This is a genomic window from Streptomyces sp. NPDC004752 (assembly GCF_053601275.1).
The window spans coordinates 43,188-65,578 of the sequence record NZ_JBSGBN010000007.1; the positions used below are offsets into that span (position 1 = coordinate 43,188).

The following is a 22,391-nucleotide window of genomic DNA, read 5'->3' on the forward strand; positions in this document are numbered from 1 at the left end:
GGCCGGGTGGCGGCGTGCCGTGCCATGGCGGGTTGCCGGGGGCGGCGGCCCCCAAAGGGGCGCGGGGAACTGCGCGATCGGCCACGATGTTGCGGTGGCCGGCTGACGGCGTGCCGTGCCATGGCGGGTTGCCGGGGGTGGCGCCCCGGTAGCGTAGCGATCACGTGGCGGCGTGCCGTGTCACGGCGGGTTGCCGGGGGTGGCGCCCCGGTAGCGTAGCGATCACGTGGCGGCGTGGTGTGTGACGGCCGAACCGCCGGAGGCAGGGCGCGGGGAACTGCGCGATCAGCCACGATGGTGTGGTGGCCGGGTGGCGGCGTGCCGTGCCATGGCGGGTTGCCGGGGGCGGCGGCCCCCAAAGGGGCGCGGGGAACTGCGCGATCGGCCACGATGTTGCGGTGGCCGGCTGACGGCGTGCCGTGCCATGGCGGGTTGCCGGGGGTGGCGCCCGGTAGCGCAGCGATCACGTGGCGGCGTGGTGTGTGACGGCCGAACCGCCGGAGGCAGGGCGCGGGGAACTGCGGGATCGGCCACGATGGTGTGGTGGCCGGGTGGCGGCGTGCCGTGCCATGGCGGGTTGCCGGGGGTGGCGCCCCGGTAGCGTAGCGATCACGTGGCGGGCGGCGTGGTGTGTGACGGCCGAACCGCCGGAGGCACCACGCTGCGCATCGCCGCCCCGCGGCACATGGTGGTGTTGCGGGACGCCGCACCCCCGCAGCACAGCCGTAGCAACACCGTCGCCGCCACGAGGAGTCGACATGACCACACCGAGGGACTTCTTGATCGTCGCGCTGGACGCCGCCGCCGACCACTCCATCGGACAGGGCGACCTCTCGCTGGCCCTCGCGGGAGCCGAACTGATCGACCTCCTGCGCGCCGAGGCCGTCGGCCTGGACGGCGACCGCATCGTGCCGGGCCTGCCGCTGGGCATGGGCGACCGGCTGCTGGACGAGGCCGTTTCGGAGCTGGTCCGGGAGCGGCCGTACGAGTCCGTGGAGGACTGGCTGTGGCGCCGGGGCCGCGCCCTGGCCGCGGCCTACCTCGACGTTCTGAAGGCGGCGGGCGAGGGCGACCGGCCACGCGGCCGTCGGCTGTCCCTGCGCACCGACCGGACCCGCCTCGGCGACCCGGCGGAACGCCACCGCGCCGCCGAGCGCTGGACCTCGGGCGAACCGGTCCTGGCCGCGCTGGGTGCCGCGGTGGGGCTGCGGGAGGAGCCGGTCGGGGGACCCGGGGGGCTTCCCGACGCGGTCGTGGCCGTCCTGGCCGCCGTGAACGGCGCGGTCGTGGAGCTGGAGGCGGTGCGGCAGCGGCGCAGCATCGAGGACGCGGCCTTCGACAACATCTGGCGCGCTCCTTGACGATCGAGCGAGGCAACCGATCGGCTCTGCGCTACCGCCGGAGGGACCGCTGGAGGGCCCCGAGGAACCGCCTTGCGATCCGGGGCGTACCTGGACAGGGCACGTTGATGTCGGATTCTCGCCAGCTCCACTGCGGCCGGTGGCCGATGCTGGAGCCATGCAGAACACGCAGATCACGCAGTACACGCAGAAAGGGATGCACCTCGATCCGGAGCGCTGCGTGCGGGCCGTACGGTCCAAGGACGCGCGGTTCGACGGCTGGTTCTTCACCGCCGTCCTGACCACCCGCATCTACTGCCGACCCAGCTGCCCGGTCGTCCCGCCCAAGGCGGAGAACATGACGTTCTACCCCAGCGCCGCCGCCTGCCAGCAGGCCGGATTCCGGGCCTGCAAGCGCTGCCGGCCCGACACCAGCCCCGGCTCCCCCGAGTGGAACCAGCGCGCCGACCTGGTGGCCCGCGCCATGCGGCTGATCGGCGACGGCGTGGTGGACCGCGAGGGCGTGCCCGGACTCGCCGCCCGCCTCGGCTACAGCACCCGGCAGGTCGAACGCCAGCTCTTCGCCGAACTGGGCGCGGGCCCCCTCGCACTCGCCCGGGCTCAGCGCGCCCAGACCGCCCGAATCCTGATCGAGACGACCCCGCTGCCCATGGCGGAAATCGCCTTCGCGGCCGGGTTCTCCTCGATCCGCACCTTCAACGACACCGTCCGCGAGGTGTTCGCCCTCTCCCCGAGCGAGCTGCGCACCCGCGCCCCGCGGGGGCAGACCGCCGGCACCCCGGGGGTGCTGTCGCTGCGCCTGCCGTTCCGCGCCCCGCTCAACCCCGACAACCTCTTCGGCCACCTCGCGGCGACCGCGGTACCGGGTGTGGAGGAGTGGCGGGACGGCGCCTACCGGCGGACACTCCGACTGCCGTACGGGCACGGCATCGTGGCGCTCACCCCGCAGCCCGACCATGTCGCCTGCCGCCTCACCCTCAGCGACCTGCGCGACCTGACCGTCGCCGGCAGCCGCTGCCGTCGCCTGCTCGACCTGGACGCCGACCCGGTCGCGGTCGACGACCAACTGCGCACCGACCCGCTCCTCACGCCGCTGATCGACAAGGCGCCGGGCCGCCGCGTGCCGCGCACCGTGGACGCCGCCGAGTTCGCCATCCGCGCGGTCCTCGGCCAGCAGGTCTCCACGGCCGCCGCCCGCACCCACGCCGCCCGCCTGGTCACCGCGTACGGCGAGCCCGTCGACGACCCCGAGGGCGGCCTCACCCACCTCTTCCCCGCGCCCGAGGCGCTCGCCGCGCTCGACCCGGAGTCGCTGGCGATGCCCCGTACCCGACGTACCACCTTCACCACGCTCGTGCGTCAACTCGCCGACGGCACGCTCCACCTGGGTGTGGAGAGCGACTGGTCAAAAGCCCGGAACCGGCTTCTCGCCCTGCCCGGCTTCGGCCCCTGGACGGTCGACGTCATCGCCATGCGGGCCCTCGGCGACCCCGACGCCTTCCTCCCCACCGACCTCGGGATCCGGCGTGCCGCCCAGGAGTTGGGCCTGCCCTCCACCCCGGCCGCGCTCACCGCGCGCGCCGCGGCCTGGCGGCCCTGGCGGGCGTACGCGGTCCAGTATCTATGGGCGACGGACAGCCACCCCATCAACTTCCTGCCGGTGTGATGGACAGCCAGCCCATCAACCTCCTACCTGTGTGACGGACAGCCCCCGTCAACTTCCCGCCGATGTTAAGGACATCCCGTGAAACAGCACACCGTGATCGACAGCCCGTACGGCCCCCTCACCCTCGTCGCCGACGACGGCACCCTGTGCGGGCTCTACATGACCGAGCAGCGCCACCGCCCGCCCGAGGAGACCTTCGGCGTCCGCGACAACACGCCCTTCGGCGCGGCCGAGGAACAACTGGCGGCCTATTTCGCGGGCGAGTTGAAGGAGTTCACCCTGGAACTCCGGCTGCACGGAACCCCGTTCCAGCGCGGCGTCTGGGAACAGCTGACGAAGATCCCGTACGGCGAGACCCGTACCTACGGCGATCTCGCCGACGCCCTGGGCAACCCCCATGCCTCCCGCGCGGTCGGCCTCGCCAACGGCCGTAATCCGGTGGGCATCATCGTCCCCTGCCACCGTGTCGTCGGCTCCGACGGCAGCCTCACCGGATACGGCGGCGGCCTGGAGCGGAAGCAACGCCTGCTGGATCTCGAACGCGGGGCGGTGCTGTTCTGACGACGCCCGCCGCACCCGGATCACCGCGGGTGACAGCGCCAGGAAACCGTACGCGGGTCAGCCGACGCCGTTCTCGCGCACCCGGGCCAGCAGCGCCGGCAGCGACGTGCCGATCGGCTCGCGGATGATCTCCTGTGCGCGGTCGTCGTACGGCGTCGGCTCGGCGTTGACGATGATCAGCCGGGCGCCGTTGTCGGCGGCCACGCCGGCCAGGCTCGCGGCCGGCTGGACCTGCAGACTGCTGCCGACCGCGATGAACAGCGTGCATGCCTTGGTGATCGCCAGGGCCTCGCCCAGCACCACCGGATCCAGCCGCTCCCCGAACATCACGGTCGCCGACTTCAGGATCCCGCCGCACTCCAGGCACGGCGGGTCCTCCTCGCCGGCCTCGACCCGGGCGAGCGCGTCCTCCATCGGCCCGCGCGCATGACACTGCGTACAGACGACACCGAGCGCCGTGCCGTGCAGTTCGAGCACCTTGCGGGCGGGCAGGCCGGCGAGTTGGTGCAGACCGTCCACATTCTGTGTGATCACCCGTACCGGGGTTCCGGTGCGGGCCAACTCGGCCACGGCACGGTGCGCGGCGTTCGGTTCCGCCCGCAGCGCGTGGTTCCTGCGCCGCAGCTGCCAGGACCGGCGCCGGATCTCGGGGTCGCGCAGGTAGAAGTCGTACGTCACGAGCTTCTCGGCCTCCGGATCGCGCCGCCACAGGCCGTTCGGCCCGCGGTAGTCGGGGATCCCGGAATCCGTGGAGACACCCGCGCCGCTGAGGATGGCCACGAGGGGCTTGGTCATGGGGCGAGCGTAGGGCGCATGTCCCCCTACAGCGAACGGATATCGGGGGCACCGGCCGTTCTGCCGCCCTGAGCGCGACGCACCCGCGTCGCCCGCCCGACGTCGGCTAGACGTCGGCATGGCGTCGGCACCGACATCGGCACCGACATCGGCACCGACATCGGCACCGACATCGGCCCGGCGCGCGCATGGTCGTCGCCGGGATTACAAAGGAATGAGGGGTCGGCGTGCCGGAGGGAGTGAACGGCGATGCAGATCGTGGTGGATCTCACCCGTTGCCAGGGCTATGCACAGTGTGTGTTCCTCGCCCCCGAGGTGTTCACGCTGCACGACGAGGAGGCGTTGCTGTACCACCCGGCTGTTCCCGAAGTGCAACGCGAACGCGCCCGTCAGGCAGCGGCGGCCTGTCCCGTCCAGGCCATTCTGCTGGGCGAGGAGGTGAGCCCCGGTGCCCGGTGACCTCCTGCAGAACCGGATCGTCGTCGTCGGCGCCTCGCTGGCCGGGCTGCGGGCCGCCGAGACGCTGCGCGACGAGGGCTTCACCGGCTCCCTGACCATCGTCGGGGACGAACCCCATCCGCCCTACGACCGTCCCCCGCTGTCCAAGCAGGTCCTGTTCGGGAAGGTGCCGGCGCACTCCACCGGGCTCCCGATGCGCCGCGATCCGCACGCCGAGTGGCGGCTCGGCGTGCGCGCCACCGGACTGGACACGGGCCGCAAGCGGGTGCTGCTGGCCGACGGTGACTCGCTGCCGTACGACAGGGTGCTGATCGCCACCGGAACCCGGGCCCGGCCGTGGCCGAATCCGCAGGAGGCGGCCCTGGACGGGGTGTTCACGCTGCGCACCAGCGACGACGCGGAACTGCTGGCCGAGCGGTTGAACGCCGGACCGCGCCGGGTCCTGGTGATCGGCGGGGGCTTCACCGGCTCCGAGATCGCCTCGGCCTGCCGGGAGCGGGGCATCGAGGTCACCCTCACCGAACGCGGGCCCGCGCCGCTCGTGGGAGCGCTCGGCGGGACGTTGGCGAAGCTCGCCGCCGCCATGCAACGCAACCACGGCGTGGACCTGCGCTGCGGGGTCACGGTCACCGCGCTGCGCGGCAACGGCCACTTCACCGGCGCCGACCTCTCCGACGGCAGCCGAGTCGACGCGGACGTGTGCGTCGTCGCCATGGGGGCGGTCCGCAACGTCGAGTGGCTGGCGGAGTCCGGGCTGGCCGCCGGGGTCCGCGGGGTCGCCTGCGACGCCGGGTGCCGGGCCTTCAACATGTACGGGATCGTCACCGACGACGTCTTCGTGGCCGGCGATGTCTCCCGCTTCCCGCATCCGCTGTTCGACTACCAGCTGCTCTCGCTGGAGCACTGGCGCAACGCGGTGGAGCAGGCCCAGGTCGCCGCCCACAACATGGTCAGCCCGGAACCCCAGCGGCGCCCGCACCTCACGGTCCCCGCCTTCTGGTCGAGCCAGTTCGGGCTCAACATCAAATCCGTGGGCGTGCCCACCTTCTCCGACCATGTGGTCATCGCCCAGGGGTCGTTGGAGGCGCGCCGACTGGCGATGGTCTACGGGTACCGGGGCCGGGTGACCGCCGCGGTCACCGTCGACATGGCCAAGTCGCTGGAGTACTACCAGAATCTGATCGAGACCGCCGCGCCGTTCCCGCCCGCGCCCGGCGCCGCGGACCGCCCGCTGGCGGCCGAAGTGCCGGTCCCCTCCGATGTGCCGGATCCGAGCGGCCTCTACCACGGCCCCACCGTCGCCCTCACCGGCCATCTGCCGGACCGCCGACTGGCCCTGATGCGGCCCCCCACCCGGTGACCTGTCGCCCCGCCCGTCCATGAGGAGTCCCCATGACCGCCGAGACCCTGCTGGAGCGGATCACCGACTACGTCAACCGCCCCGACCCCTGGCCGCTGTACGCGGAGTTGCGCGAGGCCGGCCCCGTGGTGCGCCAGGCGGACGGCAGCCATCTGGTCGGCACCTACCACGAGATCCTCGCCCTGCTCCACGACCCGCGGATCAGCGCGGACCCCCGCAGCCGCACCACCACGTCACCCGAGCCGGCCGGCGGGGGGCCGAAGCCGCCGTTCCTGCGGCTGGACGACCCCGAGCACCACAGACTGCGCACCCTCGCCATGCGGCCGTTCGGTCCGCCGCACAGCCCCGCCCGGGTGGACGGCATGCGCGGCGAGATCACCCGCATCACCGACGAACTGCTCGATTCGCTCCGGGGCCGCGATCGGGTCGACATCGTCGACGACTTCGCCTACCCGCTGCCCGTCTCGGTCATCTGTCGGCTGCTCGGCGTCCCGCGGAAGGACGAGCCGATGTTCCGGGAGTGGACCGACGTACTCGTCGCCTCCGCCGACATCGGACCCGAAGAGGACACTCACCAGCCGGACAAGGCGGCCATGCAGGCCCGGCAGGAGATGGGCCACTATCTGCTCGACCTCGCCGACCAGCGCCGTGGCCGGCCGACCGGCGATCTGCTGTCCGCCTTCGTCAACGAACCTGACTCCAACCGGCGGCTGACCCCCGACGAACTGGCGTCGACCGCCGTGCTCCTGCTCATCGCCGGACACGAGACCACCGTCAACCTGATCACCAACGGCGTCCTCACCCTGCTGCGCCGGCCCGACCAACTGGACCTGCTGCGCCGCGAACCCGGCCTGCTGCCGCGGGCGGTGGAGGAACTCCTGCGCTACGAGCCGCCGGTCCATATGCGAGAGCGCGTCCCGCTCGCCGACGTGGACATCGCGGGCACCACTTTGCCCAAGGGCGTTCCGGTGGTGCTCGCGATGGCATCGGGCAACCGCGACCCCGTACGCTTCCACGACCCCGACCGGTTCGACCCCACCCGCCCGGACAACGAGCACCTCGGCTTCGGCAGCGGCGTCCACCTCTGCTTCGGCGGACCGCTCGCCCGCATCGAGGCCCAGGTGGCACTGGGCGCGCTCATCCCCCGGCTCGGCTCCGCGACCCTGGTGCAGGACCCGCCCCCCTACCGGACCAACGCCATGCTCCGCGGCCCCCGCCACCTCCCGGTGGAGTTCGCGCCGGGCTGACGCCGACGGCGATGACGGCGATGACGGCGACGGGGAGACGCACCGACCGGCGTCAGCCCACCCGGTGGCCGTTCTCCAGCTCGGCCGTGCCCGTGCCGTCCGCGAGGACATCCAGCGCGACCAGGACGCGTCGGCCCAGGGCACCGGTCAGATGGTCGGCGAGTTCGTCGCGGGGGACCAGCCGCCAGGACAGCAACTCCTCCTCCTGGAGCCGGATCGAGCCGAGGTCGTCGGCGGACAGCACGCCGCCGTCGTAGAGGTAGGCGACCAGCGGCGGCCGTCCGCTGCCGTGCGCCCAGTCCACGGCGAGCAGTCGGCCAGGCGTGACGTCGAGGCCGATCTCCTCGGCGGTCTCCCGGCGCGCCCCCTGGCGCGGCGTCTCGCCGTCGTCGGACTCGACCGTGCCGCCCGGAAGAGCCCAGCCCGGACGGTAGTTGGGCTCGACGAGCAGCACCCGCCCCTCGGCGTCCCGGAACAGCACGGCGGCCCCGGCGAGCACCCGGGGAAGGCCCGCGATGTACGTGGCGAAGTCTTGAGTGGTGGTCATTCCCGAAGCGTAACCAGCCCGCGCAACCGTGCCGCCGCCGTGCTCCCCGGCTCCGCGAAGCGGCGGATCAGGCTGAGCCGGGGCGCCTCCTCCAGGGCCCTCACTCGCCGGTCCCGGTCGGCCGGACCAGGGGGCGCCCGGCCCCCGCGCTCCTCCTGCACCGTCGAAACTACGCAGCCGAAGCTACGCAGCGGAAGCTACGCCGTCGAAGCGGCCAGTCGGAGGGTGCGTTCGGCGAGGCCGGTGATGCTCGCCCCGTCGAAACCGAACACCGCGCTGCGGACCGTGTCCTCCAGCGGGTCCTTCCAGCAGGCCGGGATGGCCGCCGCGCCGGTCAGGACGCCCGCCACCGAACCGGCGGTCGCGCCGTTCGAGTCGGTGTCCAGACCGCCGCGGACGGTGAGCGCGATGGTGCGGGTGAAGTCGCCGTTGCCGTACAGGAGTCCGGCGGTGAGCACGGCGGCGTTCGGGATCGTGTGGATCCAGCCGAGCCCCGCGGTCTCCTGGGACATCGTGGACAGGGTGTCCTCCCAGGCCATGTGGGTCTCGTGGAGCGAGACGACCCGGCGCACGGTGCGGGCCAGCCGACTGCTCGCCGGGATCACGGTGAGCGCGGTGTCGACGGCGTGCCGCACGGTGGGCTCCGTGAAGGCCGCCGAGATCAGCGCGGCCGCCCACATCGCGCCGTGCACCCCGCTCCCGGTATGGGACAGCACGGCGTCCCGGCGGGCCGGCGCGGCGGCCCGGCGCGGGGCGCCCGGGTTGGTCCAGCCGTGGATGTCGGCGCGGATGAGCGCGCCGATCCACTCCTGGTACGGGTTGTCGTACGTCGCCGTCAGCGGCGGCTTCAGCCCGCCTGTGAGATTGCGGTACGCCACCCGCTCCGCGGTGAACGTCTGCAGATACGGCAGCCTGAGCAGCCACACCTCGCCGACCTGCTCGGTGCTGAAGCCGAAGCCGTGGGTCTCCAGCAGGTGCAGCCCGAGGATCGCGTAGTCGATGTCGTCGTCGCGGCAGCTGCCGTGGACGCGGCCGCGCACACAGCTCGGCCACTCCGGGCGCAGCTCGGCGCGGTCGCGCTCGTCGGCGGGCTCGGGGAGGTAGTCGGTGAGCGGCAGGGCGTCCGCCCGCCGCAGATAGCGGTCGATGCGGTCGCGCGTCCACAGATCGCCCCGCTCGACCGGCTTGCCGAGCATGTTGCCCGCGATCCGGCCGAGCCAGCCGCCGAGGACACGGTCGGCGAGGACACGGTCGGCGAGGACGCGGCCGGCGAGTCGCGGTTCGGTGCCCACAGGGGTCATGGCATCGGTCTACCCGATTCCGGCGGACCGCCACGTGGTGTGCGCGGTGCGGTCCGGGGCATGACGGCCGGGCCGTCCTCCGGTTAGGGTCGCAGCGGCGTGACTGGCCCTGACATGCACGGGCCCTCAGAGCAAGGGGATGGACGGTGGCGGACGCTGCAGTGGACGGGACCCGACGGGTGCTCGTCGCCGCGGACAAGTTCAAGGGCTCGCTGACGGCCGTGCAGGTCGCCGAGCGGGTGACGGCCGGGCTGCGCCGGGTCGTGCCGGAGCTGGAGGTGGCGTCGCTGCCCGTGGCCGACGGCGGCGACGGGACCGTGGCCGCGGCGGTCGCGGCCGGTTTCGAGCGGCGTCAGGCGCGGGTCGCCGGGCCGCTGGGCCAGGAGGTGACGGCGGCGTTCGCGGTGCGCGGCGCCACCGCGGTCGTGGAGATGGCGGAGGCCAGCGGCCTGCAGCGGCTGCCGGCCGGAGTCCTCGCGCCGCTGACGGCGTCCACATACGGTTCCGGGGAGCTGCTGCGGGCCGCGCTGGACGCGGGCGCCCGGACGATCGTGTTCGGCGTGGGCGGCAGCGCGTCGACCGACGGCGGGGCCGGGATGCTGTCCGCGTTGGGCGCGCGGTTCCTGGACGGGGACGGCGCACCGGTGGCGCCGGGCGGCGGCGGGCTGGCCGGGCTGGCGCGCGCCGACCTGTCCGGACTCGACCCGAGGCTGGCCGAGGTCGAACTGGTGCTCGCCAGTGATGTGGACAATCCGCTGACCGGCCCGAAGGGCGCGGCCGCGGTGTACGGGCCGCAGAAGGGGGCGTCGCCGGACGACGTGGCGGCGCTGGACGCCGCGCTGGCGCACTATGCGAAGGTGCTGGAGGCGACGGTCGGGCCGCGGGCGGCCGGGTGCGCGGCGCAGCCCGGGGCGGGCGCGGCGGGCGGCATCGGGTACGGGGCGCTGCTGCTGGGCGCACGGTTCCGTCCCGGTATCGAGGTCATGCTGGACGTGCTGGGTTTTGCGCCCGCGCTGGAGCGGGCCACGCTGGTGATCACCGGGGAGGGTTCGCTGGACGAGCAGACGCTGCACGGCAAGGCCCCGGCGGGGGTCGCCGCGGCGGCCCGTGCGGCGGGCAAGGAGGTCGTCGCGGTCTGCGGCCGCCTCACGCTGTCGCCGCAGGCGCTGGGCGCGGCGGGGATCCGGCGGGCGTACCCGCTCACCGAGGTCGAGCCGGACGTGGCCCGGTGCATCGCGGACGCGGGACCGATCCTGGAGCGGGTCGCCACCCGGATCGCCCACGACTTCCTGGCCTGAACGGCCGGGCGGCGCCTTCCCCGTCCGCGCGCCGGACGGCTCGGTGGCCGGGCTGTTCACCAAGGCCATGGCCGAGCGGACCCCGGACCGATCCCGGTCCCGATCCCGGTCCCGGATGACGGTGGACGACGTGATGCGCCGCCTGCCGGACGTCGTCCCGGTTGCCCCCGACGAGCCGGTGGTGGATCTGCTGCCCCGGCTCCAGGAGAGCGGTGTCCGCCGGTCCCTGGTCCTCGTCGGTGATCGGCTGGTCGGCATCGTCGTCCGACACACCGAGGCCGAGGGCCCCGAACCCAACCTTGGGTTCGGGGCCCTCGGCCTCGGTCCGCAACGGCTACGGCAGCTGGGCCGCGCGCGCCTCGCGCCGGTTGTCCCGGAAGTTGTTCACCCGGCGGGCCGTGGCGAACAGCGGGATGACCGCGCCCATGACGAGCTGGAGCGCGCAGCCGGTCTGGAGCAGCAGCTGGCCGCTGGGGGCGTCGAACGCCCAGGCGGCCAGCAGGCCCATCGACAGCACGATCCAGGACAGCATCGCCACGGCGAGACGGCCCCGCGGCTTCGGGTACTCGACCCGGCTCACCATCAGCCAGGCCGTGCCCAGGATGGCGAGGAGCGTCGCCACGAAGGGCAGCTCCAGCAGCACGATGGAGACGACCGTCAGCGCGCCGAATGGGCTCGGCATGCCCTGGAACATGCCGTTCGGCGGCGTCACACAGGAGAAGCGGGCCAGCCTGAGCACCACGGCGAGCAGGACGACGATCGCGCCGAGCGCCGCCATCCGCTGGTGCGCGTCGTCCGCGACCATGCCGTACACGAGGACGAAGTACGCGGGGGCCAGGCCGAAGCTGATCAGGTCGGAGAGGTTGTCCAGTTCCGCGCCCATCGGGGAGCTGCGGAGCTTGCGCGCCACCAGGCCGTCGAACAGGTCGAAGACGGCGGCGCAGAGCATCAGGATGACCGCCGTGGCCGCGCTGTGGCGGGCCATGCCGGATTCCTGGCTGCCGGTGAGGTGCGGGATCAGGATGCCGGTGGTGGTGAAGTACACCGCCATGAAGCCGCACGTGGCGTTGCCGAGCGTGAGGGTGTCCGCTATCGAGAGGCGAAGAGAGAGGGGCATCTCCTCCTCTTCGTCGGCCTCGTCGGCCTCGGGTACCCAGCCCGTCTGTGTCTCCGGATCAATCACGGTCAATGCGAGTCACCCCAGCCACGGTCTTCTGACCGACCTCGACCGCGACCTCCACGCCCTCGGGCAGATAGAGGTCGACGCGCGAGCCGAAGCGGATCAGACCGATCCGGTCGCCCTGCTCGACCTTCGTGCCCTGCGGGATGTAGGGCACGATGCGGCGGGCCACCGCGCCGGCGATCTGGATCATCTCGATATCGCCGAGTTCGGTGTCGAAATGCCAGACTACGCGCTCGTTGTTCTCGCTCTCCTTGTTGAACGCGGGAACGAAGCCTCCGGGGACGTGCTCGACCGACGTGACCGTGCCGGAGAGCGGTGCGCGGTTCACATGGACGTTGAGCGGGCTCATGAAGATCGCGACGCGGGTGCGCCCGTCCTTCCACGGCATGATGCTCTGCACCACACCGTCGGCGGGCGAGATGACCCGGCCCGTGGCGATCTCGCGTTCGGGGTCGCGGAAGAACCACAGCATGCCCGCCGCGAGAGCGGTGGCGGGCACGGCCACGGCCTTGGCGGCGCCGGAGCGACGGGCGCGGGCCAGGCTGAGGGCTGCGGTGGCGACGGTCGGGAGAAGCCACGGCGATGCTCCGCGCGCGAGGCGTACGCCGACCAGGCTGTCTCGGGGTGCAGAGGTTTGGCTGTGGGGCATGGATGACCTTCGTAGCGGATGATGCCGCGCTTGGATCAGGGGACGGCGGCTTTCCGGGATCGTACCGGTCGCGGGCCACAACTGGGCAAGCCAGGAAGCCGAGTCGGCGGCCGAAGACCGTTGCACGGGGTGTGACCTTCTTCTCGAAGAAAACACCCCGTACTCGGGCAATCAGCCCTGGAATCGATACTCTTCGAGCAATCTGCGCCCGATGATCATTTTCTGGATTTCGGCGGTGCCCTCGCCGATCAGCAGCATCGGGGCCTCGCGGTAGAGCCGCTCGATCTCGTACTCCTTCGAGAAGCCGTAGCCGCCGTGGATGCGGAAGGCGTCTTCCACGACCTCCTTGCAGTACTCGGACGCGAGGTACTTCGCCATCCCCGCCTCCAGGTCGTTTCGTTCGCCCGAATCCTTTTTGCGGGCCGCGTTGACCATCATGGCATGCGCGGCCTCGACCTTCGTGGCCATCTCCGCCAGCTTGAACTGGATGGCCTGGTGCTGGGCGATCGGCTTGCCGAAGGTGTGCCGCTGCTGGGCGTAGGAGACCCCGAGCTCGAAGGCGCGCTGGGCGACGCCGCAGCCCCGCGCCGCCACGTTGACACGGCCGACCTCCACCCCGTCCATCATTTGGTAAAAACCTCGGCCGGTGACACCGCCGAGCAGCCGATCGGCCGGAACCCGCAGCCCGTCCATGATCAGCTCGGTGGTGTCGACGCCCTTGTAGCCCATCTTCTCGATCTTGCCGGGGATGGTCAGGCCGGGGCGGACCTCGCCGAAGCCGGGCTCCTTCTCCACCAGGAACGTCGACATCGACCTGTGCGGGGCCGTGGCCGTCCTGGCGGGGGAGCTTCCTTCGTCGCTGCGGACCAGGACCGCCACCAGGGACGATGTGCCGCCGTTGGTCAGCCACATCTTCTGGCCGGTCAGTACGTACTCGTCGCCGTCCCGGACCGCCTTCGAGGTGATCGCCGAGACGTCGGAGCCGAGGCCGGGCTCCGACATCGAGAAGGCGCCGCGGACCTCGCCGGTCGCCATGCGCGGAAGGAAGTGGTCCTTCTGCTCCTCGGTGCCGTGCTGCTTGAGCATGTACGCCACGATGAAGTGGGTGTTGATGATGCCGGACACCGACATCCAGCCGCGGGCGATCTCCTCGACGCACAGGGCGTAGGTGAGCAGCGACTCGCCCAGGCCCCCGTACTCCTCGGGGATCATCAGACCGAACAGGCCCAGCTCCTTGAGGCCGTCCACGATCTGCTGCGGGTATTCGTCGCGGTGCTCCAGCTCGGTCGCGACCGGGATGATCTCCTTGTCCACGAAGTCGCGGACGGTGGAGACGATCTCCTGCTGGATGTCCGTCAGACCGGCGGTCTGGGCGAGACGGGCCATCGCTAACCCTCCTGCTGCTGCGGTCGCGGGCGGCCGGGCTGCTCGCCGCCGCGCTCCTTGATATATGTCTCGGTGGGCACCATGACCTTGCGGCGGAACACACACACCAGCGTGCCGTCCTGTTTGTACCCCTTGGTCTCGACATGCACGATGCCCCGGTCGCTCTTCGACTTGGACGGCCACTTGTCGAGCACGGTCGTCTCGCCGTAGATCGTGTCGCCGTGGAAGGTCGGTGCCACATGCCGCAGCGACTCGATCTCCAGGTTGGCGATCGCCTTGCCGGACACATCCGGCACGGACATGCCCAGCAGGAGGGAGTAGATGTAGTTGCCGACGACGACGTTCTTGCCGAAGTCCGTCGTCTTCTCCGCGTAGTTGGCGTCCATGTGGAGCGGGTGGTGGTTCATGGTGAGAAGACAGAAGAGGTGGTCGTCGTACTCGGTGACCGTCTTGCCCGGCCAGTGCTTGTACACCGCGCCGACCTCGAACTCCTCGTAGGTGCGTCCGAATTGCATCGTCGTCAGACCTCCGGGATCTCGAAGGCGCTGGTGCGCCGCAGGCCGGCGGCCCGGCCCTTGCCTGCGACGACCAGCGCCATCTTGCGGCTGGCCTCGTCGATCATCTCGTCGCCGAGCATCGCGGAGCCCTTCTTGCCGCCCGCCTCGGACGTGTAGTGCTCGTACGCGTCCAGGATCAGCTCGGCGTGGTCGTAGTCCTCCTGGGAGGGTGAGAAGACCTCGTTGGCGGCGTCGACCTGGCCGGGGTGCAGCACCCACTTGCCGTCGAAGCCGAGGGCGGCGGCGCGGCCGGCCACCTCGCGGAAGCCGTCCACGTTGCGGATCTGCAGATAGGGGCCGTCGATCGCCTGGAGGTCGTTGGCCCGCGCCGCCATCAGGATCTTCATCAGGATGTAGTGGTAGGCGTCCGCCGGATAGCCGGGCGGCTGCTCGCCCACGACCAGGGACTTCATATTGATCGACGCCATGAAGTCGGCGGGGCCGAAGATGATCGTCTCGATGCGTGGACTGGCCGCGGCGATCTCATTGACGTGGTTGAGGCCCTGTGCGTTCTCGATCTGCGCCTCGATGCCGATCCGGCCCACCTCGAAACCCATGGTCTTCTCGATCTGGGTGAGCAGCAGGTCAAGCGCCACGACCTGCTCGGCGTTCTGCACCTTCGGCAGCATGACGCAGTCCAGGTTCGGGCCGGCGCCCTCCACCACCGTCACCACGTCCCGGTACGTCCACTCGGTCGTCCAGTCGTTGACCCGCACGACCCGCGTCTTGCCCGTCCAGTCGCCCTCGTTGAGGAACTTGACGATGGTGTGCCGCGCCTCGGGCTTGGCGAGCGGCGCGCACGCGTCCTCCAGGTCCAGGAAGACCTGGTCGGCCGGGAGGCCCTGGGCCTTCTCCAGGAAGCGGGGGCTGCTTCCTGGTACGGCCAGGCAGGAGCGCCGCGGACGAAGACGGTTGACTGTCATGCGGGGACCTCCAGGGGGTCGAGTTTGTTCGCCTTGCGGATCTCGTCGACGATACGGCCGATGATCCCGGTGATGTCGAAGTCCTTCGGGGTGAAGACCGCGGCCACTCCAGCGGCCCTGAGCTGCTCGGCGTCACCGTTCGGAATGATCCCGCCGGCGATCACCGGGATGTCGGCCGCGCCCGCCTCGCGCAGCCGCTCCAGCACATCCGGCACCAGCCGGGCGTGCGAGCCGGAGAGGATGGACAGGCCGACCGCGTGCACGTCCTCGGCGAGGGCCGCGGCCACGATCTGCTCCGGGGTGAGCCGGATGCCCTGGTAGACCACCTCGAAACCGGCGTCCCTGGCGCGCACGGCGATCTGCTCGGCGCCGTTGGAGTGCCCGTCCAGGCCGGGCTTGCCGACGAGGAAGCGCAGCTTGCCGGTGCCGAGATCGCGGGCGGTGGCGGCCACCGCGGCGCGGACATGGGCCAGCGCCGAGCCCTCCTCGGCGGCCACCGCCACCGGCGCGGACGAGACCCCGGTCGGCGCCCGGAACTCGCCGAACACCTCGCGCAGTGCCCCGGCCCACTCGCCGGTCGTCACGCCCGCGCGGGCGCACTCCAGGGTGGCCTCCATGAGGTTGTCGGTGCCCTTGGCGGCCTCCTTCAGCCGCTCCAGTGCCTTGCACGGGCGCGGATGGTTGAACGGCGGCTGGTACCGGGAGTCGCGCCAGTGCCGCAGGGCGTCGACGACCCGGTCCTCGATCGCCGGGTCGACCGTCTGGATCGCGGTGTCCAGGTCGGCCGTGAGCGGGCTGGGCTCGGTCGTCTCGAAGACGTTGACGCCGACGATCTTCTCCTTGCCGGACTCGATGCGGGCCCGGCGTTCGGCGTGCGACGCCACGAGCCGCGACTTGAGGTAGCCGGACTCGACGGCGGCCAGCGCGCCGCCCATCTCCTGGATCCGGTCGATCTCCGCGAGGGACTCCTCGACGAGCCGCACGACCTTCGCCTCGACGACGTGCGAGCCCTCGAAGATGTCGTCGTACTCCAGCAGGTCGCTCTCGTGCGCGAGGACCTGTTGGATACGCAGCGACCACTGCTGGTCCCAGGGCCGGGGCAGGCCCAGCGCCTCGTTCCAGGCCGGCAGTTGCACGGCACGCGCGCGTGCGTCCCTGGAGAGGGTCACCGCCAGCATTTCGAGCACGATCCGCTGGACGTTGTTCTCGGGCTGGGCCTCCGTCAGGCCCAGGGAGTTGACCTGGACGCCGTACCGGAAACGCCGCTGCTTCGGGTTCTCGATGCCGTACCGCTCACGGGTGATGCGGTCCCAGATCCGGCCGAACGCCCGCATCTTGCACATCTCCTCGATGAAGCGGACGCCCGCGTTCACGAAGAAGGAGATGCGGGCCACCACGTCGCCCATGCGTTCCCGCGGCACCTGCCCGGCGTCGCGCACGGCGTCGAGGACGGCGATCGCGGTGGACATGGCGTACGCGATCTCCTGCACCGGCGTGGCCCCGGCCTCCTGGAGGTGATAGCTGCAGATGTTGATCGGGTTCCACTTCGGGATGTGCGAGACCGTGTACGCGATCATGTCCGTCGTCAGCCGGAGCGAGGGCCCCGGCGGGAAGACGTGTGTCCCGCGGGACAGGTACTCCTTGACGATGTCGTTCTGGGTCGTGCCCTGGAGCGCGGTGATGTCCGCGCCCTGCTCCTCGGCGACGACCTGGTAGAGCGCCAGCAGCCACATGGCGGTGGCGTTGATCGTCATCGACGTGTTCATCCGCTCCAGGGGGATGTCCTGGAACAGGCGGCGCATGTCACCGAGGTGGGCCACCGGAACGCCGACCCGGCCGACCTCGCCGCGGGCGAGGATGTGATCGGGGTCGTAGCCGGTCTGTGTCGGCAGGTCGAACGCGACGGACAGGCCGGTCTGGCCCTTGGCGAGGTTGCGCCGGTACAGCTCGTTGGACGCCTCGGCCGTGGAGTGACCGGCGTAGGTCCGCATGAGCCATGGCCGGTCCCGTTCCCTCGGTGTCTGCGGCTGACGCTCGCTCATATGCGCCTCTCACACGTTCCGGAAGCGGTTGATGGCGTCGATGTGCCGGGCGCGCAGTTCCTCGTCGCGCACCCCCAGCCCCTCCTCCGGGGCCAGGCAGAGCACGCCGACCTTGCCCTGATGGGCATTGCGGTGCACGTCGTGGGCGGCCTGCCCGGTGTCCGCCAGGGAGTAGACCTTGGAGAGCGTCGGGTGGATCTTGCCCTTGGCGACGAGCCGGTTGGCCTCCCATGCCTCGCGGTAGTTGGCGAAGTGGGAGCCGATGATCCGCTTCAGCGACATCCACAGATAGCGGTTGTCGTACTCGTGGGTGTAGCCCGAGGTGGAGGCGCAGGTGACGATGGTGCCGCCCTTGCGGGTGACATAGACGGAGGCGCCGAAGGTCTCGCGGCCGGGGTGCTCGAAGACGATGTCGACGTCCTCGCCGCCGGTGAGTTCGCGGATCCGCTTGCCCAGCCGCTTCCACTCCCGGGGGTCCTGGGTGTGCTCGTCCTTCCAGAAGCGGTAGTCCTCGGCGCTGCGGTCGATGATCGCCTCGGCGCCCATGGCCCGGCAGATCGCGGCCTTCTGCGGGGAGGAGACGACACAGACGGGGGTGGCGCCGCCGGCCAGCGCGAACTGGGTGGCGTACGAGCCGAGTCCGCCGCTGGCGCCCCAGATCAGCACGTTGTCGCCCTGCTTCATGGCGGCGCCGTTGCGGGAGACCAGCTGCCGGTAGGCGGTGGAGTTGACCAGGCCGGGGGCGGCGGCCTCCTCCCAGCTCAGATGGCGCGGCTTGGGCATCAGCTGGTTGGACTTGACCAGGGCGATCTCGGCGAGTCCGCCGAAGTTGGTCTCGAAGCCCCAGATGCGCTGCTCGGGGTCGAGCATCGTGTCGTTGTGGCCGTCGGAGGACTCCAGCTCGACGGACAGGCAGTGGGCGACGACCTCGTCGCCGGGCTTCCAGACGCCCACCCCGGGCCCGGTGCGCAGCACGACGCCCGCGAGGTCGGAGCCGATGACGTGGTACGGCAGGTCGTGCCGCGCGCTCAGCTCGGAGAGCTTGCCGTAGCGCTCCAGGAAGCCGAAGGTCGGCAGCGGCTCGAAGATCGAGGTCCACACGGTGTTGTAGTTGACCGAGGAGGCCATGACGGCCACCAGGGCCTCGCCCGGTCCCAGTTCGGGCACCGGGACCTCGTCCAGGTGGAGGGACTTGCGCGGATCCTTGTCGCGGGTGTCGAGCCCCTCGAACAGGTCCGTCTCGTCCTTGTGCACGGTGATCGCGCGGTACGACTCGGGGAGCGGCAGGGCGGCGACGTCGGCGGGCGTGGCGTCCGGCGACTGGATCGCGGCCAGGATGTCCTTCACGGTCACGGTGTGCCTCCTGCGGTGAGCGCCCTTGAGGGCGGGGCGCTGAGGGATGCGTCGGTGCTGCTGCGGACGGGGTGGAGAGGTGCCGTCGGTTCGGCGCGGTGGTGTTTCGGCAGCGCTTTGTGGCGCGGGAGGGTGCCTGTGACGCAGGCGTCCGGGCGCGCGAGCCATCGGGCTTACGGGGACAGCCGGCGTGCGTACGGTCGCCGCACTCCGGCCGCCCGGACACCTTCACGGTATGACACCGCGTGTCAGCGGGCAAGGCACTGAGTGCCAGAATCTGCTCTCAGATGAAATCTTTACGCGACAAATGAGCGATGATCGATCGAACCGGCCGTGAAATCTGCTGGAAATGGGGGCCACACATGGCAAAACGGCCACCCTGCCGGGTGGCCGTTCTCCTGGGGAGCGTCGCGGATCAGCGTTCCTTGAGTGCCTGTTCGATGGTGCGCATCACCTCGTGCAGCGGGGCGTCGGTGCGGGCCACCGTCACCAGCACCTCGCCCTGCGGGGAGACCGCCGCGGGAGCGGAGGCGGGGCCGGGCGCGGTGCCGCGCCCGGCCCCGATCCCGGTGCCGAACGTCTTTCGGACGATCGCGAAGGCGTGGTCCAGCTGGGCCTCGACATCGCCCTGGCCGTCGGCCCGCAGCCAGCGCCTGAGCACATGGTTGTGGGCGGTGACGACGGCGGACGCGGCGACCTCCGCCAGCAGCGGGTCGTCGTTGGCGTCGTCGTCATGGGCGTGCTCGTCGAAGTGGCCGAGGAGGTAGCGGGTGAACAGGCGCTCGTAGCGGGCCACCGACGCGATCTCCGCCTCACGCAGGGTGGGCACCTCGCGGGTGAGCTTGTAGCGGGCGACCGAGATCTCCGGCTGCCCCGCGTACATCCGCATGACCTCCTTGATGCCGCGGCACACGGTGTCGAGCGGATGCTCGTGCGCGGGCGCCGCGTTGAGCACGGCCTCCGCCCGGATCAGCGTGTCGTCGTGGTCGGGGAAGATCGCCTCTTCCTTGGAGCGGAAGTGCCGGAAGAAGGTGCGGCGGGCGACCCCGGCAGCGGCCGCGATCTCGTCGACGGTGGTCGCCTCGTACCCCTTGGTCGCGAACAGTTCCATCGCTGCGGCCGCCAGTTCCCGGCGCATCTTGAGCCGCTGGGCGGCGGCGCGGGAGCCGGTGGCACTCTCCGGCGCGTCGGGCGTAGCCGGTGTACGTGAGGACTTGGCCTGCTGGGACATGCCCCGAACGTACTGCATGTGCGCAGCTTGGCGGGCATGACCGGGGTTTCCCCCGCCCTTCGGGGGCGGGGGCGGGACGGCGGTGCCGAGCAGTCCGCCCCAGGCGTCGTCCCCGGCCGTCGCGGCGCGCCCGGTGAACCCGTCGCCGGGAGGCTCAGCGGCGGGCATACTCGCGGAAGCCTCGGCCGGTCTTGCGGCCGAGGCAGCCCGCGGCCACCAGATGCTCCAGCAGCGGGGCCGGGGCCAGCCCAGGGTCGCGGAACTCGCGGTGCAGCACCTTCTCGATCGCCAGGGAGACATCGAGCCCGACGACGTCCAACAGCTCGAAGGGGCCCATCGGATAGCCGCCGCCCAGCTTCATCGCCGCGTCGATGTCGTCGAGCGAGGCGTAGTGCTCCTGCACCATCTTGATCGCATTGTTGAGGTACGGGAAGAGCAGGGCGTTGACGATGAAGCCGGCCCGGTCGCCGCAGTCCACCGGGTGCTTCCTGACGGTGGCGCAGACCTCGCGGGCCGTCGCGTGGACGTCGTCCGCCGTGAGCACGGTGCGCACCACCTCGACCAGCTTCATGGCCGGTGCCGGGTTGAAGAAGTGCATCCCGATCACGTCCTGCGGGCGCGAGGTGGCGCGGGCGCAGGCGATCACGGGCAGCGACGACGTGGTGGTGGCGAGGACCGCGCCCGGCTTGCAGACCTTGTCCAGCGTCGCGAACAGCTGCCGCTTGACCTCCAGGTCCTCGGCGACCGCCTCGATGGCCAGATCGACATCGGCGAAAGCGTCGTAGGACCCGGCCGGGGTGATCCGGTCCAGGGTCCGGGCCGCGGCCTCGGCCGTCAGCCTGCCCTTGTCGACGGAGCGGGACAGCGATGTGCCGATCCGGGCCCTGGCGGCCCGTGCCTTCGCCTCGCTACGGGCGGCGAGGACCACGTCGTACCCGGCCTTGGCGAACACCTCGGCGATGCCCGAGGCCATGGTCCCGGAGCCGGCGACGCCGACCGAGCGGACCGGGCGGCCCGGGGTGACGAAGGCGTCCTCCAGCGGGGTCAGCGCGTCCCGTACCACCGTGGCGCTGCCCGGCGCCTCGTACGTGTAGAAGCCGCGGCCCGACTTGCGGCCGGTCAGACCCGCCTCGCTGAGCTGCTTCAGGATCGGCGCGGGGGCGTGCAGCCGGTCACGGGAGGCGGCGTACATGGCTTCGAGGACCGTGCGCGCGGTGTCGATGCCGATGAGGTCGAGCAGGGCCAGCGGGCCCATCGGCAGCCCGCAGCCCAGCCGCATCGCGGCGTCGACGTCCTCGCGGGAGGCGTACTTGGCCTCGTACATCGCGGCGGCCTGGTTGAGGTAGCCGAACAGCAGGCCGTCCGCGACGAACCCCGGGCGGTCGCCGACCGCGACCGGCTCCTTGCCCAGCTCGATCGCGAGGTCCGTGACCGCGGCGACCGCCTGGGGTGCCGTCAGCACGGACGAGACGACCTCGACGAGCCGCATCGCGGGCGCCGGGTTGAAGAAGTGCAGGCCGAGCACGCGTTCCGGGCGGGCCGAGTCGGCGGCCAGCCGGGTCACCGACAGGGCGTTGGTGCCCGTCGCCAGGATCGTCCCTGGCCGCACGATGCCGTCCAGTTCGCGGAAGACCTGCTGCTTGATCTCGTACGACTCCGGGACCACCTCGATGACGAGGTCGGCGTCGGCCGCGGCCCGCAGGTCGGTGGTGGTGCGGACCCGGGCGAGGGCGTCCGCGCGCTCCGGCTCGGTCAGCCGCCCGCGCAGCACGGCGCGCGCGGTGGCGGCCTCCAGGGCGGCGCGGGCGCCGGCGGCGGCGGCCTCGCTGACGTCGATGCCGACGACATGGCGGCCGGCCTTCGCGAGGACCTCGGCGATGCCGGTGCCCATGGTGCCGAGGCCGACGACGGCGATGGTGCTGAGCGGGGACAGAGGGGTGTCGGACAGGGGAGTGGCCATCGCGGGACTCCAGGAATGAGGGTGACGACGGAAGCCGCGCCCGGTGCGCCGGGGGCGCAGCGGATGCGGAAAGGAGTGCGGGTGTTGCCGGATCTGCGGGCACACACGCCCGGTGCCGTCGCCGCGGACGCACATGCCCGGGGGCGCGGCTGAGACCGACCGGCTCTGTCCCGAAGCCGGGTCGTACTGCGGTACCCGGAGGTACCGAATCGACCGACGCCCACGACGGCTGCGTCACCAAACCGTCGCGAGCGGGCGCGAGCGGGTAACTCGCTCGTCTGAGCCTAACCGGTGGGTAACGAGCGCGCCAGCCCCCGGATCGAGAGAGGTCCGCCGGGGCGCTTCGCTGGAAGGGCGTGATGGGTCGTCGTCCGGCTGCGGCTGCGGCTGCGTCGTGGCCGGTCGCGCAGTTCCCCGCGCCCCGTTAGGGGCGCGGGCCCCCGGGGGCGGGCCGCGGCCCCGCTGTGGGGGTCGGGGGGGGAGGGTTGGGGGGGCCGCGCGGGGCCGGCACG

General features: G+C 71.6%; 19 protein-coding genes. 7 read left to right on the plus strand and 12 right to left on the minus strand.

The annotated features are described in order from the left end of the window. The first annotated feature begins 758 nt into the window (after nucleotides 1–758). The 3 genes from ACWEKM_RS04980 to ACWEKM_RS04990 all read left to right on the plus strand — a co-directional run bounded on the left by ACWEKM_RS04980 (nucleotide 759) and on the right by ACWEKM_RS04990 (nucleotide 3,588). Nucleotides 759–1,361 (plus strand): GOLPH3/VPS74 family protein, encoded by a 603-nt coding sequence (locus ACWEKM_RS04980; protein WP_451619745.1) that lies wholly within the window; start codon nucleotides 759–761, stop codon nucleotides 1,359–1,361. A 196-nt stretch (nucleotides 1,362–1,557) separates the two neighbouring features. After that, nucleotides 1,558–3,027 (plus strand): AlkA N-terminal domain-containing protein, encoded by a 1,470-nt coding sequence (locus tag ACWEKM_RS04985; protein WP_451619807.1) that lies wholly within the window; start codon nucleotides 1,558–1,560, stop codon nucleotides 3,025–3,027. 78 nt (nucleotides 3,028–3,105) lie between these two features. After that, complete coding sequence (locus ACWEKM_RS04990; RefSeq protein ID WP_451619746.1) at nucleotides 3,106–3,588, plus strand: methylated-DNA--[protein]-cysteine S-methyltransferase; 483 nt, start codon at nucleotides 3,106–3,108, stop codon at nucleotides 3,586–3,588. Between the two features lie 57 nt (nucleotides 3,589–3,645). On the opposite strand, the gene ACWEKM_RS04995 is transcribed toward ACWEKM_RS04990, so the two are convergent. After that, on the minus strand, nucleotides 3,646–4,383 hold the full coding sequence (locus tag ACWEKM_RS04995) for an SIR2 family NAD-dependent protein deacylase (protein ID WP_451619747.1): 738 nt from the start codon (nucleotides 4,381–4,383) through the stop codon (nucleotides 3,646–3,648). A 249-nt stretch (nucleotides 4,384–4,632) separates the two neighbouring features. Between ACWEKM_RS04995 and ACWEKM_RS05000 the strand changes: the two genes are divergently transcribed. Genes ACWEKM_RS05000 through ACWEKM_RS05010 form a run of 3 tightly spaced genes read left to right on the plus strand, consistent with a single transcriptional unit; the run spans nucleotide 4,633 to nucleotide 7,449 of the window. Then, nucleotides 4,633–4,842 carry a ferredoxin gene (locus tag ACWEKM_RS05000; protein ID WP_451619748.1) on the plus strand — a complete coding sequence of 70 codons (210 nt, stop codon included), beginning with the start codon at nucleotides 4,633–4,635 and terminating at the stop codon, nucleotides 4,840–4,842. Next, nucleotides 4,832–6,202: an NAD(P)/FAD-dependent oxidoreductase gene (locus tag ACWEKM_RS05005; protein WP_451619749.1), complete on the plus strand. Its 1,371-nt coding sequence runs from the start codon at nucleotides 4,832–4,834 to the stop codon at nucleotides 6,200–6,202. The genes ACWEKM_RS05000 and ACWEKM_RS05005 overlap by 11 nt, the downstream gene beginning before the upstream one ends. A 32-nt stretch (nucleotides 6,203–6,234) precedes the next feature. Then, the gene (locus ACWEKM_RS05010) at nucleotides 6,235–7,449 is read left to right on the plus strand and encodes a cytochrome P450 (RefSeq protein ID WP_451619750.1); all 1,215 of its coding nucleotides are present in this window, start codon (nucleotides 6,235–6,237) and stop codon (nucleotides 7,447–7,449) included. Between the two features lie 52 nt (nucleotides 7,450–7,501). Here ACWEKM_RS05010 and ACWEKM_RS05015 read toward each other — a convergent pair whose 3' ends face one another. Together ACWEKM_RS05015 and ACWEKM_RS05020 are read right to left on the minus strand one after the other, a co-directional pair. Beyond that, complete coding sequence (locus tag ACWEKM_RS05015; protein ID WP_451619751.1) at nucleotides 7,502–7,996, minus strand: NUDIX domain-containing protein; 495 nt, start codon at nucleotides 7,994–7,996, stop codon at nucleotides 7,502–7,504. Nucleotides 7,997–8,193: 197 nt separating this feature from the next. Next, nucleotides 8,194–9,297 (minus strand): ADP-ribosylglycohydrolase family protein, encoded by a 1,104-nt coding sequence (locus ACWEKM_RS05020; protein ID WP_451619752.1) that lies wholly within the window; start codon nucleotides 9,295–9,297, stop codon nucleotides 8,194–8,196. Nucleotides 9,298–9,458: 161 nt separating this feature from the next. On the opposite strand from ACWEKM_RS05020, the gene ACWEKM_RS05025 reads away from it, so the two are divergent. Then, entirely contained in the window at nucleotides 9,459–10,595 is a 1,137-nt protein-coding gene (locus tag ACWEKM_RS05025) for a glycerate kinase (protein WP_451619808.1), read from the plus strand. 334 nt (nucleotides 10,596–10,929) lie between these two features. Here the strand turns inward: ACWEKM_RS05025 and pssA are convergent, their stop codons facing one another. The 9 genes from pssA to ACWEKM_RS05070 all read right to left on the minus strand — a co-directional run bounded on the left by pssA (nucleotide 10,930) and on the right by ACWEKM_RS05070 (nucleotide 21,879). Further along, complete coding sequence (gene pssA, locus ACWEKM_RS05030; protein ID WP_451619809.1) at nucleotides 10,930–11,712, minus strand: CDP-diacylglycerol--serine O-phosphatidyltransferase; 783 nt, start codon at nucleotides 11,710–11,712, stop codon at nucleotides 10,930–10,932. Between the two features lie 58 nt (nucleotides 11,713–11,770). Then, complete coding sequence (locus ACWEKM_RS05035; protein ID WP_451619753.1) at nucleotides 11,771–12,427, minus strand: phosphatidylserine decarboxylase; 657 nt, start codon at nucleotides 12,425–12,427, stop codon at nucleotides 11,771–11,773. A gap of 171 nt (nucleotides 12,428–12,598) precedes the next feature. Further along, nucleotides 12,599–13,813 (minus strand): acyl-CoA dehydrogenase family protein, encoded by a 1,215-nt coding sequence (locus tag ACWEKM_RS05040; protein WP_451619754.1) that lies wholly within the window; start codon nucleotides 13,811–13,813, stop codon nucleotides 12,599–12,601. Nucleotides 13,814–13,815: 2 nt separating this feature from the next. Continuing rightward, nucleotides 13,816–14,328 carry a MaoC family dehydratase gene (locus ACWEKM_RS05045; RefSeq protein WP_451619755.1) on the minus strand — a complete coding sequence of 171 codons (513 nt, stop codon included), beginning with the start codon at nucleotides 14,326–14,328 and terminating at the stop codon, nucleotides 13,816–13,818. 5 nt (nucleotides 14,329–14,333) lie between these two features. Next, nucleotides 14,334–15,293: an HpcH/HpaI aldolase/citrate lyase family protein gene (locus ACWEKM_RS05050; protein ID WP_451619756.1), complete on the minus strand. Its 960-nt coding sequence runs from the start codon at nucleotides 15,291–15,293 to the stop codon at nucleotides 14,334–14,336. After that, nucleotides 15,290–17,335 (minus strand): protein meaA, encoded by a 2,046-nt coding sequence (locus ACWEKM_RS05055; RefSeq protein WP_451619757.1) that lies wholly within the window; start codon nucleotides 17,333–17,335, stop codon nucleotides 15,290–15,292. The genes ACWEKM_RS05050 and ACWEKM_RS05055 overlap by 4 nt, the downstream gene beginning before the upstream one ends. Before the next feature lie 9 nt (nucleotides 17,336–17,344). After that, complete coding sequence (gene ccrA / locus ACWEKM_RS05060) at nucleotides 17,345–18,688, minus strand: crotonyl-CoA carboxylase/reductase (RefSeq protein WP_451619758.1); 1,344 nt, start codon at nucleotides 18,686–18,688, stop codon at nucleotides 17,345–17,347. 415 nt (nucleotides 18,689–19,103) lie between these two features. Next, nucleotides 19,104–19,937: a TetR family transcriptional regulator gene (locus ACWEKM_RS05065; RefSeq protein ID WP_451619810.1), complete on the minus strand. Its 834-nt coding sequence runs from the start codon at nucleotides 19,935–19,937 to the stop codon at nucleotides 19,104–19,106. Between the two features lie 136 nt (nucleotides 19,938–20,073). Continuing rightward, nucleotides 20,074–21,879, minus strand: a complete 1,806-nt coding sequence (locus tag ACWEKM_RS05070; protein ID WP_451619759.1) for a 3-hydroxyacyl-CoA dehydrogenase family protein — start codon at nucleotides 21,877–21,879, stop codon at nucleotides 20,074–20,076. Nucleotides 21,880–22,391 lie beyond the last annotated feature (512 nt).